The 15,849-nt window shown below is 53.4% G+C and carries 12 protein-coding genes; 8 read left to right on the forward strand and 4 right to left on the reverse strand.

What is annotated here, in order from left to right:
• The first annotated feature begins 1 nt into the window (after nucleotide 1).
• The gene (gene fruA, locus ACJY2G_RS08100) at nucleotides 2–1,702 is read left to right on the forward strand and encodes a PTS fructose transporter subunit IIBC (protein WP_439291613.1); all 1,701 of its coding nucleotides are present in this window, start codon (nucleotides 2–4) and stop codon (nucleotides 1,700–1,702) included.
• Between the two features lie 286 nt (nucleotides 1,703–1,988).
• On the opposite strand, the gene nfo is transcribed toward fruA, so the two are convergent.
• Entirely contained in the window at nucleotides 1,989–2,855 is an 867-nt protein-coding gene (gene nfo / locus ACJY2G_RS08105) for a deoxyribonuclease IV (protein ID WP_439291614.1), read from the reverse strand.
• Between the two features lie 89 nt (nucleotides 2,856–2,944).
• Entirely contained in the window at nucleotides 2,945–4,057 is a 1,113-nt protein-coding gene (locus ACJY2G_RS08110) for a YeiH family protein (protein WP_439291615.1), read from the reverse strand.
• A 190-nt stretch (nucleotides 4,058–4,247) separates the two neighbouring features.
• Here ACJY2G_RS08110 and yieE point away from each other — a divergent pair, with 190 nt between their 5' ends.
• The 4 genes from yieE (at nucleotide 4,248) to ACJY2G_RS08130 (ending at nucleotide 8,886) form a co-directional block, all read left to right on the forward strand.
• Entirely contained in the window at nucleotides 4,248–5,120 is an 873-nt protein-coding gene (gene yieE, locus ACJY2G_RS08115; RefSeq protein ID WP_112287856.1) for a DNA-binding transcriptional regulator YeiE, read from the forward strand.
• 131 nt (nucleotides 5,121–5,251) lie between these two features.
• A complete protein-coding gene (locus ACJY2G_RS08120) occupies nucleotides 5,252–6,727 on the forward strand; it encodes an amino acid permease (RefSeq protein WP_439291616.1) in 1,476 nt (491 codons plus the stop codon).
• Between the two features lie 243 nt (nucleotides 6,728–6,970).
• Nucleotides 6,971–8,053, forward strand: coding sequence for a FecCD family ABC transporter permease (locus tag ACJY2G_RS08125; RefSeq protein ID WP_112287858.1), 1,083 nt, complete (start codon nucleotides 6,971–6,973; stop codon nucleotides 8,051–8,053).
• Nucleotides 8,054–8,070: 17 nt separating this feature from the next.
• The gene (locus ACJY2G_RS08130) at nucleotides 8,071–8,886 is read left to right on the forward strand and encodes an ABC transporter ATP-binding protein (protein ID WP_439291647.1); all 816 of its coding nucleotides are present in this window, start codon (nucleotides 8,071–8,073) and stop codon (nucleotides 8,884–8,886) included.
• Nucleotides 8,887–9,447: 561 nt separating this feature from the next.
• Here ACJY2G_RS08130 and ACJY2G_RS08135 read toward each other — a convergent pair.
• Together ACJY2G_RS08135 and ACJY2G_RS08140 are read right to left on the reverse strand one after the other, a co-directional pair.
• A complete protein-coding gene (locus tag ACJY2G_RS08135) occupies nucleotides 9,448–10,254 on the reverse strand; it encodes a 5'-nucleotidase, lipoprotein e(P4) family (RefSeq protein ID WP_112287758.1) in 807 nt (268 codons plus the stop codon).
• A gap of 210 nt (nucleotides 10,255–10,464) precedes the next feature.
• The gene (locus ACJY2G_RS08140; protein WP_439291617.1) at nucleotides 10,465–11,574 is read right to left on the reverse strand and encodes a porin; all 1,110 of its coding nucleotides are present in this window, start codon (nucleotides 11,572–11,574) and stop codon (nucleotides 10,465–10,467) included.
• A gap of 321 nt (nucleotides 11,575–11,895) precedes the next feature.
• Here ACJY2G_RS08140 and dinG point away from each other — a divergent pair, with 321 nt between their 5' ends.
• From dinG to ACJY2G_RS08155, 3 genes are all read left to right on the forward strand, one after another.
• A complete protein-coding gene (gene dinG, locus ACJY2G_RS08145) occupies nucleotides 11,896–14,070 on the forward strand; it encodes an ATP-dependent DNA helicase DinG (RefSeq protein ID WP_112287760.1) in 2,175 nt (724 codons plus the stop codon).
• A 44-nt stretch (nucleotides 14,071–14,114) separates the two neighbouring features.
• A complete protein-coding gene (gene ybiB, locus ACJY2G_RS08150) occupies nucleotides 14,115–15,077 on the forward strand; it encodes a DNA-binding protein YbiB (RefSeq protein ID WP_439291618.1) in 963 nt (320 codons plus the stop codon).
• A gap of 321 nt (nucleotides 15,078–15,398) precedes the next feature.
• Nucleotides 15,399–15,740: a zinc ribbon domain-containing protein YjdM gene (locus ACJY2G_RS08155; protein ID WP_112287762.1), complete on the forward strand. Its 342-nt coding sequence runs from the start codon at nucleotides 15,399–15,401 to the stop codon at nucleotides 15,738–15,740.
• Nucleotides 15,741–15,849 lie beyond the last annotated feature (109 nt).

Genomic DNA, 15,849 nt, shown 5'->3' on the forward strand with positions numbered 1-15,849 from the left:
AATGAAAACGCTGCTGATGATAGACAGTTCGCTCGGACAGGCTCGCAGCCATCTGGCGAAAAATTTGCTTGCTGCCGCTGCTGTGAAGGCAGGGCATCAGGTGGTTGAACAGGCCGCTGACGCTGAAGTCGTCATTGTTGCCGGTGAAACTGTGCCAAACGACGCCGCACTGGCGGGCAAAAATATTTATACCGGTGATGTGGCGGATGCTGTACGTGATCCGCAGGCATTCCTGCAACGTGCGCTGACCGAAGCCAAACCTTATGTTGCTCCGGTGGCTACTGCTGTCGCTGCTCAGGCTGCCAGCGGTCCAAAACGCATTGTTGCTGTGACTGCGTGTCCGACCGGCGTAGCACATACCTTTATGGCTGCTGAAGCCATTGAAAGTGAAGCGAAAAAACGTGGCTGGTGGGTAAAAGTCGAAACCCGCGGTTCCGTGGGTGCGGGCAATGCCATCACGCCTGAAGAAGTTGCAGCGGCCGATCTGGTGATTGTCGCGGCTGATATCGAAGTGGATCTGGCTAAATTTGCCGGTAAGCCGATGTACCGCACTTCTACTGGTCTGGCACTGAAAAAGACCAAACAGGAACTGGATAAAGCGCTGGTTGAAGCTGAAGTTTTTGAACCGAAATCTCAGGGCGCGGCAACAGGTGCGAAGAAAAAAGAAGCGGGCGGCACCGGGCCTTATCGTCACCTGCTGACCGGCGTATCTTACATGCTGCCAATGGTTGTGGCGGGCGGTTTGTGTATCGCGCTTTCATTCGTGTTTGGTATCAAAGCCTTTGAAGTGAAAGGCACGCTGGCTGCGGCGCTGATGCAAATTGGTGGTGGTTCAGCCTTTGCTCTGATGGTACCTGTTCTGGCGGGCTTTATTGCCTTCTCCATCGCTGACCGTCCGGGTCTGACGCCGGGTCTTATCGGCGGTATGCTGGCAGTGAGCACGGGTGCAGGGTTCCTTGGCGGTATCATCGCCGGTTTCCTGGCGGGTTATGTGGCGAAAGCTATCAGCGGCAAGCTGAAATTACCGCAAAGTATGGAAGCCCTGAAGCCTATCCTGATCATTCCATTGGTCGCGAGCCTGATTACCGGTCTGGTGATGATTTATATCGTTGGTACGCCGGTCGCTAAAATCATGGTTGGCCTGACTAACTGGTTGCAATCTCTGGGTACAGCGAACGCGGTTCTGCTCGGCGCGATCCTCGGTGCGATGATGTGTACCGACATGGGGGGCCCGGTAAACAAAGCCTCTTACGCATTCGGCGTGGCATTGTTGAGTTCTTCCGTGTACGGCCCGATGGCTGCCATCATGGCTGCCGGTATGGTGCCACCGCTGGCAATGGGTCTGGCAACGATTCTGGCGAGTAAGAAGTTCGAGCAGGGCGAGCGCGAAGGCGGCAAGGCTGCCATGGTGCTGGGTCTGTGCTTCATTACTGAAGGTGCCATTCCGTTCGCAGCCCGTGACCCGATGCGTGTTCTGCCATGCTGTATCGCAGGTGGCGCACTGACCGGTGCTCTGTCAATGGCCTTCCATGCACAACTGATGGCGCCACACGGCGGTCTGTTCGTGCTGTTAATCCCGGGTGCAATCACTCCGATCTTGGGTTATCTGGTGGCGATTATCGCCGGTACCGTTCTGGCCGGCGGTGCTTACGCTATTCTCAAACGTTCAGATGCTGCGTTAGCTGCGAAAGCCGCGGCATAATCAGCAGGCTGTAAATAACAGAAAGGCGCGACATGTGTATGTCGCGCCTTTTTTATTACGCCTCCCCCTGCGAAAGAAAAGAGAGTATGGAGCTGAGTCTTTCTGTTTTTTTACGCCTCCCCCTGCGAAGGGGGAGGCGGGGAGGGGGTTTTAAGGACTCACATCCTTGCCCATGCACACTTCAGCTTTCGTTTTTGACCTTAATACCCCACCCCAACCCTCCCCTTCGCAGGGGAGGGAGCTGACCGAAATCCTACTCAATGACAGCGCATGAAAATGCTATATCTTAAGCGGCGGCTTCGTCGTTATCCGCTGTCTGTTGTGCTTTCAGCCAGGCGATTTCATCTTTCCAGATATCAGGATTGACGGTTTCGAGGATCATCGGGATACCGTCGAAGCGGACATCTTTCATCATCCAGCTGAACACGGTATTGCCAATATTCCCTTCACCGAGGCTGTGATGACGGTCAACGCGGCTGTTGAATTCACTTTTCGCATCGTTCAGATGCATACCGCGCAGGTATTTAAAGCCCACAACTTCTTCGAAATGTTTAAACGTTTTCTCGCATTCTTCTGCCGTGCGCAAATCGTAACCGGCCGCAAACGCGTGACAGGTATCGATGCAGACCCCGACGCGGCTTTTGTCTTCCACGCCGTCGATAATTTTCGCCAGATGTTCGAAGCGGAAACCGAGATTGCTGCCCTGACCGGCGGTATTTTCGATAACGGCAGTGACGCCTTTGGTTTTATCCAGCGCAATGTTCAGGGATTCAGAAATCCGCTCGAGGCATTTGTCTTCCTCGATTTGCATCAGATGGCTGCCCGGATGGAAATTCAGGAGTGAAAGACCTAACTGCTCACAGCGCTGCAATTCATCAAGGAAAGCTTCACGGGATTTTTCCAGCGCTTCCGTCACAGGATGTCCGAGGTTAATCAGATAGCTGTCGTGCGGTAAAATCTGGTTGCTCTTGTAGCCGTATTTTTCACAAGCCAGTTTGAATTTTTCAATCACATCTTCTGGCAAAGGTGCGGCTTTCCACTGACGCTGATTCTTGGTGAAAAGCGCAAAAGCCGTGGCTTCCAGCTCATGTGCGCGCAATACCGCCTGATCGACACCACCGGCTGCACTGACGTGTGCTCCCACAAACTTCATTTTTGCTCCTCAGTTTTCATCGCGTTTATTCACGAATGATAGCGCCTCCGTGAAGGAGGCGCAGCATCGGAATGTTAAAAGCCGCAACATCAGCCAAAAAGATGATGAACCAGCTGGTTGATACCCGCACCGCCGACAATCAGCCAGATGAACAGTATTGCCGCCAGCAGCATCGGTTTGAGACCCGCCTGACGCAGGGCGCTCATATGCGTTGTCAGACCCAGCGCCGCCATCGCCATCGCCAGCAACACGGTATCCAGCGTAATCAGCGGGGGGATCCAGTTGTGCGGCAGGATATCCAGCGAGTTGAACGCCGCGACCAGAATAAACAACAGGGCGAACCAAGGAATGGTGATATTGCGCATACCACCGTTCTGACCGCCGTGCTGAACCTCTTTACGTGATTTCCAGCCAGAGAGCAGCAACAGGAACGGTGCCAGCATCATCACGCGGATCATCTTGGCGATCACCGCCGCATTTTCAGCGTCCGGGCTGACACCCTGACCGGCGGCTACCACCTGCGCGACTTCATGCACCGTCGAACCGGTGTAAATCCCGAACTGTGACGCGGTAAAATTCAGCCAGTGATATTGCTCATTCAGATGCCATAACCATGGATACAGGAAGATGGCCGCCGTTCCGAAGATAACCACAGTGGCGACGGCGACGGTCACTTTTTCTGCTTTGGCATCCAGCACCGGTTCGGTCGCCATCACAGCGGCAGCACCACAAATACTGCTGCCTGCGCCGATCAGCATCGACGTATCACGGTCTAATTTAAATACCCGTTGTCCCAGCCAGCAGGCAAGGGCGAAGGTGGAGCACAACATCAGGGCATCGATGAGGATCCCGGTTGCGCCGACGTCGGCGATTTGCGCGAACGTCAGACGCAGACCGTACAAGATAATCCCCAGACGCAGCAGGCGTTGTTTTGCCAGTGTAACGCCGCTGTCGCACCAGGGTCTGGCGGCCGGATAAACCGTGTTGCCGACGACCATGCCGATGACAATCGCCAGTGTCAGCGCGCTGAGACCGAGATGGCTCAGGGACGGGAAATTACTCAGCCAGACCGCCAGCCCGGTAATGGCACCGGTCAGGGCCAGGCCCGGCAGCAGGCGGCTATATCCGCCACGTTTTTGCAGCGCAGGCTGGTCAACATCATGTTTAAGCGCGTCGCTTTTATTGAGTGAAAATTGGGTCATCGTCCGTTCCTCGTTCAGGAGTGATGACATAAGGCTACGCCGCGCTTATATAAAAATGAAATTGATTATAACTTTATAACCTATCTGAAAAACTGGTATAAGAATTTCATTCAAAAGAGACCTGTAAGCCAAGGGTCTATACTAAACAGAACAAGCGTGCAGTCAGGCGCATGAGAACAGCGGGACATTTATGCACATAACATTGCGACAACTTGAAGTTTTCGCCGAGGTGCTGAAAAGCGGTTCGACCACTCAGGCGTCGGTTGTGCTTTCATTATCACAATCGGCAGTCAGTGCGGCGCTGGCCGATATCGAAGGGCAGCTCGGCGTGCAGTTATTTGACCGTGTCGGGAAGCGGCTGGTGATTAATGAGCACGGACGTCTGCTGTACCCGAAAGCCCTGGCATTGCTGGAACAGGCGGGGGAAATCGAACGTCTGTTTAATCAGGACAACGGTTCGCTGCGCATTGGCGCCAGCAGTACCATTGGCAACTATATGCTGCCGGGGATGATTGCTGATTACCGGCTGGATTTTCCTCATACGCCGCTCGAGCTTAACGTCGGCAACACCAACGACGTCATCAATGCGGTGGCGGATTTTCGTGTCGATCTGGGGCTGATCGAAGGCCCCTGTCAGATGCCTGAGCTGATCACTCAGCCCTGGCTGGACGATGAGCTGGTGGTATTCGTTGCCCCCGAAAATCCGCTGGCGGGGCAGGTCGTTTCGCTCGAATCACTGGCGCGTGAACCGTGGATCTTACGTGAGCGCGGTTCGGGTACCCGCGAAGTGCTCGACCATTTGCTGTTACCGCAATTACCTGATTTCAATCTGGTGATGGAACTGGGTAATTCTGAAGCCATCAAGCACGCCGTCCGCCACGGGATTGGCATTAGCTGTCTCTCCCGGCGGGTGATTGCTGAGCAGCTGGCCAGCGGCTCGCTGGTGGAAATTCACCTGCCGGTCGCGCCGCTGGTACGCAAACTTTACCTTATACATCATCGTCAGAAACACATCTCCGGCGCGTTATCGCGTTTTTTAACGTACTGCCGTGAAGTTCAATAACGGTCTTTCGCTAATGATCCACGGCCTGTTATGAAGGTGTCTTATAACAGGTCGTTCCTGCTATTCAGAGCGGCAGGTTTTGCTACAATCCGCGCTTAAATTTCCACATGACGAGCGGATATAGGGAAAAAATGGCTCAACAACCTACAAAAAATGCGCAGGTGGCTCCCACACTGCGTCGCGAGCTGAAGGCACGTCACTTAACGATGATCGCCATCGGCGGTTCAATTGGTACGGGATTATTCGTTGCATCCGGTGCGACAGTTTCACAGGCAGGCCCGGGTGGCGCGCTGCTCTCATACGCATTAATCGGCATCATGGTGTACTTCCTGATGACCAGCCTCGGTGAACTGGCGGCGTTCATGCCGGTTTCCGGCTCATTCTCCACCTACGGTTCCCGCTATGTAGAAGAAGGCTTCGGTTTCGCACTGGGCTGGAACTACTGGTACAACTGGGCAGTCACCATCGCGGTTGACCTGGTTGCCTCACAACTGGTGATGAACTACTGGTTCCCTGACACACCGGGCTGGATCTGGAGCGCCTTGTTCCTCGGCCTGATTTTCCTCCTGAACTACATTTCTGTTCGCGGTTTCGGCGAAGCGGAATACTGGTTCTCGCTGATCAAAGTGGTCACTGTCATCATCTTTATCGCCGTGGGCGTACTGATGATCACCGGCATTATGCGCGGCGGCGAAACGGCTGGCTGGCATAACTGGGCTATCGGTGATGCGCCGTTTGCAGGCGGCTTTGCGTCGATGATAGGCGTGGCGATGATCGTCGGCTTCTCCTTCCAGGGCACCGAACTGATTGGCGTCGCGGCAGGTGAATCCGAAAACCCGGGCAAAAACATCCCGCGTGCGGTTCGTCAGGTATTCTGGCGTATCCTGCTGTTCTATATTCTGGCGATTCTGGTCATCAGCCTGATCATTCCTTATACCGATCCGAACCTGCTGCGTAACGAAGTCGGCGATATTTCGGTCAGCCCGTTCACGCTGGTGTTCCGTAATGCCGGTCTGCTGTCAGCGGCGGCGGTGATGAATGCGGTTATCCTGACCGCCGTGCTGTCTGCCGGTAACTCAGGGATGTACGCGTCTACCCGTATGCTGTTTACGCTGGCAAGCGAAGGCAAAGCACCGCGCATTTTCGCCAAACTGTCGAAAGGCGGTGTACCGCGTAACGCGCTGTATGCCACCACGATTGTGGCTGCGCTGTGCTTCCTGAGCTCAATGTTTGGTAATCAGACCGTTTACCTGTGGCTGCTGAACACGTCCGGTATGACCGGCTTTATTGCCTGGCTCGGCATTGCTATCAGCCATTACCGCTTCCGTCGTGGTTATGTGTCACAGGGGCGTGACCTGAAAAAACTGCCATACCTTTCGGGCTTCTTCCCGTTCGGTCCGGTGTTTGCCTTTGTGTTGTGTCTGATTATTACGCTGGGGCAGAACTATCAGGCATTCCTGAAAGACACCATCGACTGGTACGGCGTGGCCGCGACTTACATCGGCCTGCCGCTGTTCCTGATTATCTGGTTCGGCTACAAGCTGACCAAAGGCACCAAAGTGGTGAGATACAGCGAAATGGAATTCCCGGATCACGTCGATAAGTAACCGGCTGGGATTTTGAAATATTCATATCGTTAATTAGCGGAGCTCAGGCTCCGCTTTTTTACGTCTGCAATTCAGCAAAACAACGCGGACAACATCATGCTTTGTTACCGCTGCGTTTAACGTCTGAGTCTGATAGGTTTTGCAAAACACATTGATAATTATTATCATTTGTTCCCATTCTTTGGGAACAACACAACGTCTGTTCCCGCCATAAGTTTTTAACTTAATGAGATTGAAGCGAAAATGAGTGCAACAACCGAACCCGCCCTGGCGGTGAAAGGCAACGCCCCGGACGGCGTGATGGGGCGATACCAGAATATCGTACGCCGCCGTCTGTTAATCATGCTGGTCCTGGTGCTGGCGATCGTCGTCTCGCTGGTGATTGATTTCATTATGGGGCCGTCGGGGTTGTCGCTCGGTACGCTGTGGAAAACCCTGTTTGATGCGGCGGCAGCCGATCCGGGTACACGCGTGATTGTCTGGGATATTCGTTTGCCGTATGCGCTGATGGCGGTGGCAGTCGGTATGTCGCTCGGTCTTGCCGGTGCGGAAATGCAGACTATCCTCAACAACCCGCTCGCCAGTCCGTTCACACTCGGTGTTTCTTCTGCGGCGGCGTTTGGCGCAGCGCTGGCGATTGTGCTGGGTATCGGTATTCCGGGCATTCCCGACCAGTGGTTTATCTCTGCTAACGCCTTTATTTTTGCCTTACTGGCCGCGCTGATGCTGGATGGGATCACGCGCTGGACGCGTGTCGCCAGTTCCGGCGTAGTGCTGTTCGGTATCGCGCTGGTGTTTACCTTCAACGCACTGGTTTCTCTGATGCAGTTTATCGCCACCGAAGACACCTTACAGGGACTGGTCTTCTGGACAATGGGCAGTCTGGCGCGTGCGTCATGGGTGAAGCTGGGCGTGATGCTGCTGGCGTTCCTGGTTCTGTTGCCGTGGTCGATGATGAGCGCGTGGAAGCTGACGGCGCTGCGTCTGGGTGAAGATCGTGCGGTGAGTTTTGGTATCGACGTGCGCCGTTTGCGTCTCGGCACCTTGCTGCGTATCAGTATTCTTTCCGCGCTGGCAGTCGCATTTGTCGGCCCGATTGGATTTATCGGTCTGGTCGCGCCACACATCGCCCGTCTTATGTTTGGTGAAGATCACCGTTTCTACCTGCCAGCCAGTGCGCTGATTGGTGCGCTGGTGCTTTCAATGGCATCGGTGGCCTCAAAAAATCTGGTGCCGGGCGTCATTATTCCGGTGGGGATCGTCACCTCGCTGGTCGGCGTGCCGTTCTTCCTGAGTATTATTCTTCGTCACCGGGGGAACGTCTGATGTCCGCAATACCAGAAATGCAGCCACAAGATTTACTGAATGCGGCCACGCAGGGGCTGCAAATCCGCGATTTCAACGCTGGCTATCCGAAGCGCCATGTGATCCGCCATCTCAATGTGCCGATGCTACCGCGTGGAAAAATCACCGTGCTGCTCGGGCCAAACGGCAGCGGAAAATCGACGTTGCTGCGTTCCCTCGCCGGACTTAACCGCGCGGAAGGGCAGCTGTTTCTCGACGGGCACGATTTAATGCCGATGCCTTTTGCGCGCCGTGCGGAGCAGGTTGTTTACCTGCCGCAAACGCTGCCTGCGGGTGTGCATCTGCATGTGCTGGAATCCATCATCGTGGCGCAGCGTGCGTCTGGCGGGAAGGGCAAAGTCTCGGAAGGCACCGATAAAGTGATGACGTTGTTGCGTCAGCTGGGTATCGAGCATCTGGCTCTGAGTTATCTCGATCAGCTTTCCGGCGGTCAGAAACAGCTGGTCGGTTTGGCGCAATCCCTGATCCGCCAGCCTTCCTTACTGCTGCTCGACGAACCGCTCAGCGCGCTTGATCTTAACTATCAGTTCCACGTCATGGATCTGGTACGCAAAGAGACGCAGAAACGCAATATCGTCACCGTGGTAGTTGTGCATGACATCAATATCGCGCTGCGCCATGGCGACCGCGTGCTGATGCTTAAAGACGGTAATCTGATTGCCGATGGCGAACCGGAAGACGTGATCACCGCCGACAGTCTGGCGCGTGTTTACGGCGTCCGCGGACGGATTGAGCGCTGCTCGCAGGGGACACCGCAGATATTGATTGATGGATTAGTGGGGGACATCGGGTAAGCCACCCAAACTGGGCCCAATTCAAGGTCAACACCAACACCTTGGGTTGCCACCCAAACTGGCCTTAAGAGGCGCCTATCGCCGCGCCTCTTAAGAATCTCCGGCTCTTTTACTGCGCGCTACCGCTCGCTGGCTATGTTTCAGGTAGCACGGCGACAGGCTTGAAATCTTGCCGCTTTGCGGTTCCTTCACTCGGTCCTGGAGCCTCTGGTCTCCAGGCCGCTCCGTTCAGCAAGCTTTCTGAATCGCCCACACGATCTTAAATTCAAAACGAAATGGATTTATCTTTTAGATAAGTTGATTGGCGTGATCAAAAATAGCACCGAATGAACGGTTCGAGACCAGAGGCTCGAAACCTGAAATTCGGGAATCGCGCAGCGATGACATTTTGCGCCACTCACCAGGGCAACAGAACATGTCCGTCATACCCGCGACAGCGCGCAGTTAAAAAGCGCGGGAGTCCAGAGGGCGCGCGCTTACGCGTCCTCTGGGCCAGTTTGGGCGGCGAGCCCAAGGTGTTGCCCTCACTGCAAGTGAGAAATTTGTTAGCTTTCTAAAAGCCTACTTCCCGCTCCACGCCTTCAGATTCTGCTCCCGCGCATTCAATTTCTGCTCAGGCGTCAGCTTGTTGTAATCCTTCGCCAGACCACTTTCCCAGTCGCCGTAAAGCGGATTTGGCAGCACGATATATTGTGTGCCGAAGTGCTGATGGTTCTGATTCACAAAGGCACGGCGTTGTTCATTACCCTGATGATAGGTCGCAGAACCAAAGTCATTCAGGTTGTCGCCGATGTAAATCACCACGTGATAACCCGCGGCTTTAATCGAGTCGAAACGCGCTTGTTTGTTCGACGTGTCTGAACTTAACAGCATGGTTTTTTCATTCGCGCCGGTAAAGCCCAGGCGGTTCATGTTGTCGAGCGTCGCGGCGTATTCGCTGGTTTTACGGTTAGACACGTAGAACATCGTGCCGCCGTGTGTGTTGACATAGTTGGCAAATTCCACCGCGCCGGGCACGGCGGTAGCCTGACGCGCTGCTGTCCACTGGGACCAGGTTTTGCTGTCGAATGGCTTATTCGCTTTCACCTGCCACGCACTGTACGCGCTGTTATCGAGCATCGTTTCGTCGAGATCGACGACGACGGCTTTCTTCTGTCCGGCCAGCGGTTGTGCGTTATCAAACGCCATTTTCGCCGTGTTAAATGCCTGATACGCCAGCGCCTGATATTCGCCGGATTGCTGGAACCAGTTCAGCGCCATCACCGACTGATCGTTCAGTTTCTGTTGGGCGTCCGTTTTTTGCTGCGCGCAGCCGCTGAGGGCCAGCATGATTAAAGCACTGGTGGTGCAAAGCGAAATTTTATTCATGGGTTATCCCTGCTTGTTAAGAAAGATTCGCATTCATCAAAATCGTTAAAACTGTAGCAGATTCAGCGGGGTGTGGAAGCCGAAATGGCGATTTACGCGAGGTGTGCCGAAAAATAACACAAATAAAAAAGGCCGGAGGGTGAGTCCGGCCGAAGAATGTCAAGACAGAGAATAATGAGGTGGTAAAGCGCCTGTTTTTAGAACTAATTATCAGAACTGATAGACCAGACCAACGGCAGTAATGTCGTCGTTGTTCAGAGCCAGTTTATTATCGTCGGACAGCTGGTTGATTTTATAATCAACATAGGCAGACATGTTTTTGTTGAAATAATAGGTTGCTGCTACGTCAACATATTTAACCAGGTCTGCATCACCGATGTTTTCAATATCTTTTGCTTTAGTCTGGACATAACCCAGTGAAGGACGCAGGCCATTTTCGAACTGATATTGTGCAACGGCTTCGAAGGTCTGGGTTTTATTTGCAAAACCACTTCCTGCCGGTGCGCCTGCAATTCCGCCTGGCACGGTAATGGCCAGCATATTACGGGTTTCAGCATACATGGCGGCTAAATAAACGCCATTGTCGTCATATTTCATACCGCCAGTCCATGCGTCAGCTTTATCGCCTTTGCCGTAAGCGGAATTACTCTGCGCCGTGGTGCGGTCAGAAGACGCATATGCGCCGCCGAAGCTCACGCCGGTATCACCCAGTGCGTAAGTGGTAGACAGTGAATAGCCGTCGCCGTTGGCTGTGCTGCTGCCACGACCGTCATTTTCATTTTTGCCCTGATACTGAACAGCCACGTTCAGACCATCAACCAGGCCGAAGAAGCCGCGGTTACGGTACGTGGCCACGCCGTTGGTACGGCCAGTCATGAAGCGGTCAGCTTTGGTGTAACCGTCGCCGCCAAATTCAGGGAACATATCGGTCCAGGCTTCAACGTCGTACAGTGCGCCGTAGTTACGGCCATAGTCGAAGGAACCGTATTGACCAAATTTCAGACCGGCAAAGCCCAGACGGGTTTTGGTGCCGGTGGTGCTTGGCGTTTTGCTGTCAGATTCAGCATGGTTAGCCATGACGTTGTATTCCCACTGGCCGTAGCCGGTGATCAGGTCATTAATTTGGGTCTGGCCTTTAAAACCGAAACGCACGTAACTCTGGTCGCCATCACTGCCGGGAGCATCAGAGAAATAATGCAGACCTTTCACTTTTCCGTACAGGTCCAGTTTATTGCCGTCTTTATTATAAACTTCCGCTGCGTGTGCGCCTGATGCAATCAATAAACCAGGAATTAAAAGTGCCAGAATATTACGTTTCATGAATTTTACCCTGCATTCTTTATTAAAAGCTTTTCATAAAAGCTTTATATGAAGTCTTGTGGAAAGACGCTAATCATCATTTTTGCTGTGCATTCCGTATGGACTCGGATTTTTCTCAGCGAGAGTTTTTTACCGTATATTTGTGATCAATTTATGACAGTCAGAAATGAACTTTTTCTTTTTTTACACGTCCTCCTTTTTTTCTGCATAAATTTACACCACAGGAAATGCCCTTAACCAAGATTTCGGGCTGCGCCAGAAGCCGGTCTGTGGGACAATAGCCGGGACATTCCTGTCTCACTTCCAACAAAAAAGAGATGCATGGCGCTTTCCCCCGCAGTAAAAAATCAGATAAGCCAGTGGTACAAAGCCCTGCAACAGCAAATCCCGGATTTCATTTCCCGCGCTCCGCAACGTCAGATGATTGCTGAGGTGGCTAAAGCGTTCTCGGGGGATTCTGCACGGCATCTGGCCATCGAGGCGCCGACCGGCGTCGGGAAAACCTTGTCCTATCTCATTCCCGGCATTGCTGTCAGCCGTGAGGAAGAAAAACCGCTGATTGTCAGCACTGCAAACGTGGCGTTGCAGGATCAGATTTTCAGTAAGGATTTACCGCTGCTGAAAAAAATCATTCCTGATCTTAAATTTACCGGCGCTTTTGGTCGCGGGCGTTACGTTTGTCCGCGAAATCTGGCGGCGATGAGCAATGAAAACGCGCAGGGCGATCTGGGATTATTTCTTGGTGATGAACTGGCACCTTCCAGCGGCGAAGAACAGAAACTGTGTAAAACGCTGGAAACCGCGCTGTCACGCTACGAGTGGGATGGATTACGCGATCACTACCAGAAGACCATCGACGATCCGCTGTGGATCAAAATCAGCACAGATAAAGCCAACTGCCTCAGCCGTAACTGTCATTACTTTCGCGAATGCCCGTATTTTGTGGCGCGCAAAGAAATTGAAAGCGCAGATGTAGTAGTGACCAACCACGCGCTGGTGATGGCGGCGCTGGAATCCGAATCCGTGCTGCCACCGGCAAAAGACCTGCTGCTGGTGCTCGACGAAGGACATCATCTGCCGGAAGTGGCCCGCGATGCGCTGGAAGTTGACGCGGAAATCACCGCGATGTGGAACAACCTGCAACTCGATAATTTTGTCCGTCAGATTGAACAATGTCTGGCGCTGTTTACGCCGAAGAATCCGCCGCCGCTGACCAACGCCGAGCGTCTGCATAATCACTGCGCCGAAATGCGCGAACTGCTGCTGTCGATTGAACAGACCGTGGGACAGTATTTACCCCCGGATGAGCCGGAAGCCGAATACCGTTTCGAGCTGGGACTATTGCCGCCGGAGCTGACAGAGCAGTGCAGCCGCCTGTTTAAACTCACCGATGGTTTGCGCAGTCTGGCGGAATACATGGTGAATGACCTCAGCGAGAAGACCGGCAAACACGACATTATGCGTCTGCATCGCGCGATTTTGCACATGAGCCGGATGCAGGGCTATCTCGAAACCATGAGCAAACTGTGGCGGCTGGCGGCGCTGGATAAAGCGTCCAATGCGCCGATTGGCAAATGGGTGACGCGGACTTATTTCGATAACCAGACGCATCTGGTCTTCCATTGCGCGGGGATCCGCGTCAGCGAACAGCTGGAAAAAATGCTGTGGCGCAAAGTGCCGCATGTAGTGATTACCTCTGCGACGCTGCGCTCGCTGAACAGTTTCTCCCGCTTGCAGGAAATGACCGGCCTGACGGAAAAAGCCGGCGACCTTTTCGTCAGCCTGGATTCGCCGTTCAGTCATGTCACGCAGGGTAAACTGGTGATCCCGCAAATGACGCTGGAGCCGCTGATGGCGAATGAAGCCGCGCATTTGCAGGAAATGGCCGATTTCTTCCGCGCAGAACTGGCAAAAGGGCAGCACACCGGCCAGCTGGTGTTATTCGCCAGTAACCGTGCGTTGCAGCAATTTGTTTCTTTGCTGCCGGATTTACGCCTGATGCTGCTGGTGCAGGGCGATCAGCCCCGTTACCGGCTGGTCGAGGAGCACCGCAAGCGCGTCGCCGCGGGCACGACCAGCGTGCTGATCGGCCTGCAATCTTTCGCGGAAGGGCTGGATCTGAAAGGTGAATTGCTGACGCAGGTGCACATCCATAAAATTGCGTTTCCGCCGATCGACAGTCCGGTGATCCTGACCGAAGGCGAGTGGCTGAAAACGCTGAAGCGCTATCCGTTTGAAGTGCAGAGTTTACCGAGTGCGTCATTCAACCTGATCCAGCAGGTCGGGCGTCTGATCCGCAGCCATGAATGTACTGGCGAAATCGTGATTTATGACAAGCGTCTGCTGACCAAAAGCTACGGTTCGCGCCTGCTCGCGGCATTACCGGTGTTTCCCATTGAACAGCGTGAAATGCCAGCGCCCGGTTCGGTGAAACGCCCTGATATCCTGAAAACAGCGAAGAAAGATCCGGTTCGCCGTCGCGCCCGCCGGCGATAATTTTTCCTCAAGAAAAGTCATTACACAGAGAAGGTAACGCTACGATGGATTACACCAAACTCATCAAAGAAGTGGGGCGTGGAAAAAATCATGCCCGTGATTTGGATCGTGAGCAGTCGCTTGCGTTGTACCGCGAAATTCTGGCCGGTGAAGTGCCGGATTTACAGCTGGGTGCGTTGCTGATTGCGTTTCGTATCAAAGGCGAAGCGGAAGAAGAGATGCTCGGGTTTTATGCGGCGATGGAAGAGCGCGTTATGCGCCTGCAGGCACCTGTAAATCGTCCGCTGCCGGTGGTCATTCCGACCTATAACGGCGCGCGCAAACAGGCGAATCTGACGCCGTTGCTGGCGATGCTGCTCAGCCGTCTGGGTTTGCCGGTGGTGGTGCATGGCGTGGATGAAGATCCTACCCGCATCACCAGCGCGGAAATTTTCCGCGCATCAGGTATCGACGCTGCCCAAAATCAGCAACAGGCTCAGCAGCAGCTTGATGCCGGAAACGGCCCGGTCTTTGTGCCGGTTTCTGTTCTGTGCGCGCCGATCGAAAAGCAACTGGCACTGCGCTGGCAGATGGGCGTGCGCAACAGCAGCCATACGCTGGCGAAACTCATCACACCTTTCATCGGGCAGGATGCGTTGCGTTTATCCAGCGTTTCTCATCCCGAATATATTCAGCGCGTCTCCTCGTTTTTCCGCCAGATTGATGGCCGTGCATTGCTGACGCAAGGGACGGAAGGGGAAGTGTATGCCAATCCGTCACGTTTCCCGCAGACGCACTATATCGCCGGTGGTGAACTGAGTGTGCTGGCAGAAAAAGAAGAGTTTTTTGCCGCCGATGTGCCGTCGACCAAAGACGTCGACGCCACCGTTAACTACATTCAGGAATGCCTGAAGGGCGAACGCGCTGTCCCGCAGGCGATTCTGAATCAGCTGGCATGTTGTCTGGTGGCAGCAGAAGTGTGTGGCGACATGGCTGAGGCCAAAATGATTGTGGATCAGATTTTTTAAAAGCTGGGAATGAGCTCAGTTAGCTCCTCCCCCTGCGAAGGGGGAGGCGGGGAGGGGGTATTAAGGTCAAAACTATAGTCAATGCATACTTCAAAATTTTTAGTTTTTCTTTAATACCCCACCCCAACCCTCCCCTTCGCAGGGGAGGGAGCTTAAAAAACCATATTTATCATCGAGAAACTCACTCCATATACCTGTCTCATCTCCCCAAAATCTCCCTTACCCTGTTCAAATGTGTGGTTAAAGGCTAAAATAAAGGAACTACGAAATCTATTTACTGATTTCATTCGTTTTTTTATAAAGTTTTATGGAGATTTAAATATGGAAACGTTGCCAGCTTGCCCTACGTGTCAGTCCGAATTCACCTGGCAGGACGGTGAAATGCTTAACTGTCCTGAATGTGGACATGTCTGGTCAATGAGCGGTGAAAACAGCGCGGAGGATGACGTGCTGAAAGTGGTCGATGCCAACGGTAACCTGCTGGCGGATGGCGATTCTGTCACCGTAATCAAAGACCTGAAAGTGAAAGGCAGTTCTTCGATGCTGAAAATCGGGACCAAAGTGAAGGGTATCCGTCTGGTTGAAGGCGATCACAATATCGACTGCAAAATTGACGGTTTTGGTCAGATGAAACTCAAATCGGAGTTCGTGAAGAAAAACTGATTTCCGCACAATCCTGCCTGACATTCAAAAGCGGTTTTGCCATATCGACATAACCGCTTTGCGAACATACACTCAATGTAAAATCTCTTTAACATTCAGCAGAGAAGAT

Source organism: Rahnella sp. ATs2, from assembly GCF_051851855.1.
GTDB classification, from domain to species: domain Bacteria; phylum Pseudomonadota; class Gammaproteobacteria; order Enterobacterales; family Enterobacteriaceae; genus Rahnella; species Rahnella variigena.

What these genes read in the sequence shown, in the direction of transcription:
- fruA (WP_439291613.1), top strand. Translation starts at nt 2, where the DNA reads ATGAAAACGCTGCTGATGATAGACAGTTCGCTCGGACAGGCTCGCAGC.
- nfo (WP_439291614.1), bottom strand. Translation starts at nt 2,855, where the DNA reads ATGAAGTTTGTGGGAGCACACGTCAGTGCAGCCGGTGGTGTCGATCAG.
- ACJY2G_RS08110 (WP_439291615.1), bottom strand. Translation starts at nt 4,057, where the DNA reads ATGACCCAATTTTCACTCAATAAAAGCGACGCGCTTAAACATGATGTT.
- yieE (WP_112287856.1), top strand. Translation starts at nt 4,248, where the DNA reads ATGCACATAACATTGCGACAACTTGAAGTTTTCGCCGAGGTGCTGAAA.
- ACJY2G_RS08120 (WP_439291616.1), top strand. Translation starts at nt 5,252, where the DNA reads ATGGCTCAACAACCTACAAAAAATGCGCAGGTGGCTCCCACACTGCGT.
- ACJY2G_RS08125 (WP_112287858.1), top strand. Translation starts at nt 6,971, where the DNA reads ATGAGTGCAACAACCGAACCCGCCCTGGCGGTGAAAGGCAACGCCCCG.
- ACJY2G_RS08130 (WP_439291647.1), top strand. Translation starts at nt 8,071, where the DNA reads ATGCAGCCACAAGATTTACTGAATGCGGCCACGCAGGGGCTGCAAATC.
- ACJY2G_RS08135 (WP_112287758.1), bottom strand. Translation starts at nt 10,254, where the DNA reads ATGAATAAAATTTCGCTTTGCACCACCAGTGCTTTAATCATGCTGGCC.
- ACJY2G_RS08140 (WP_439291617.1), bottom strand. Translation starts at nt 11,574, where the DNA reads ATGAAACGTAATATTCTGGCACTTTTAATTCCTGGTTTATTGATTGCA.
- dinG (WP_112287760.1), top strand. Translation starts at nt 11,896, where the DNA reads ATGGCGCTTTCCCCCGCAGTAAAAAATCAGATAAGCCAGTGGTACAAA.
- ybiB (WP_439291618.1), top strand. Translation starts at nt 14,115, where the DNA reads ATGGATTACACCAAACTCATCAAAGAAGTGGGGCGTGGAAAAAATCAT.
- ACJY2G_RS08155 (WP_112287762.1), top strand. Translation starts at nt 15,399, where the DNA reads ATGGAAACGTTGCCAGCTTGCCCTACGTGTCAGTCCGAATTCACCTGG.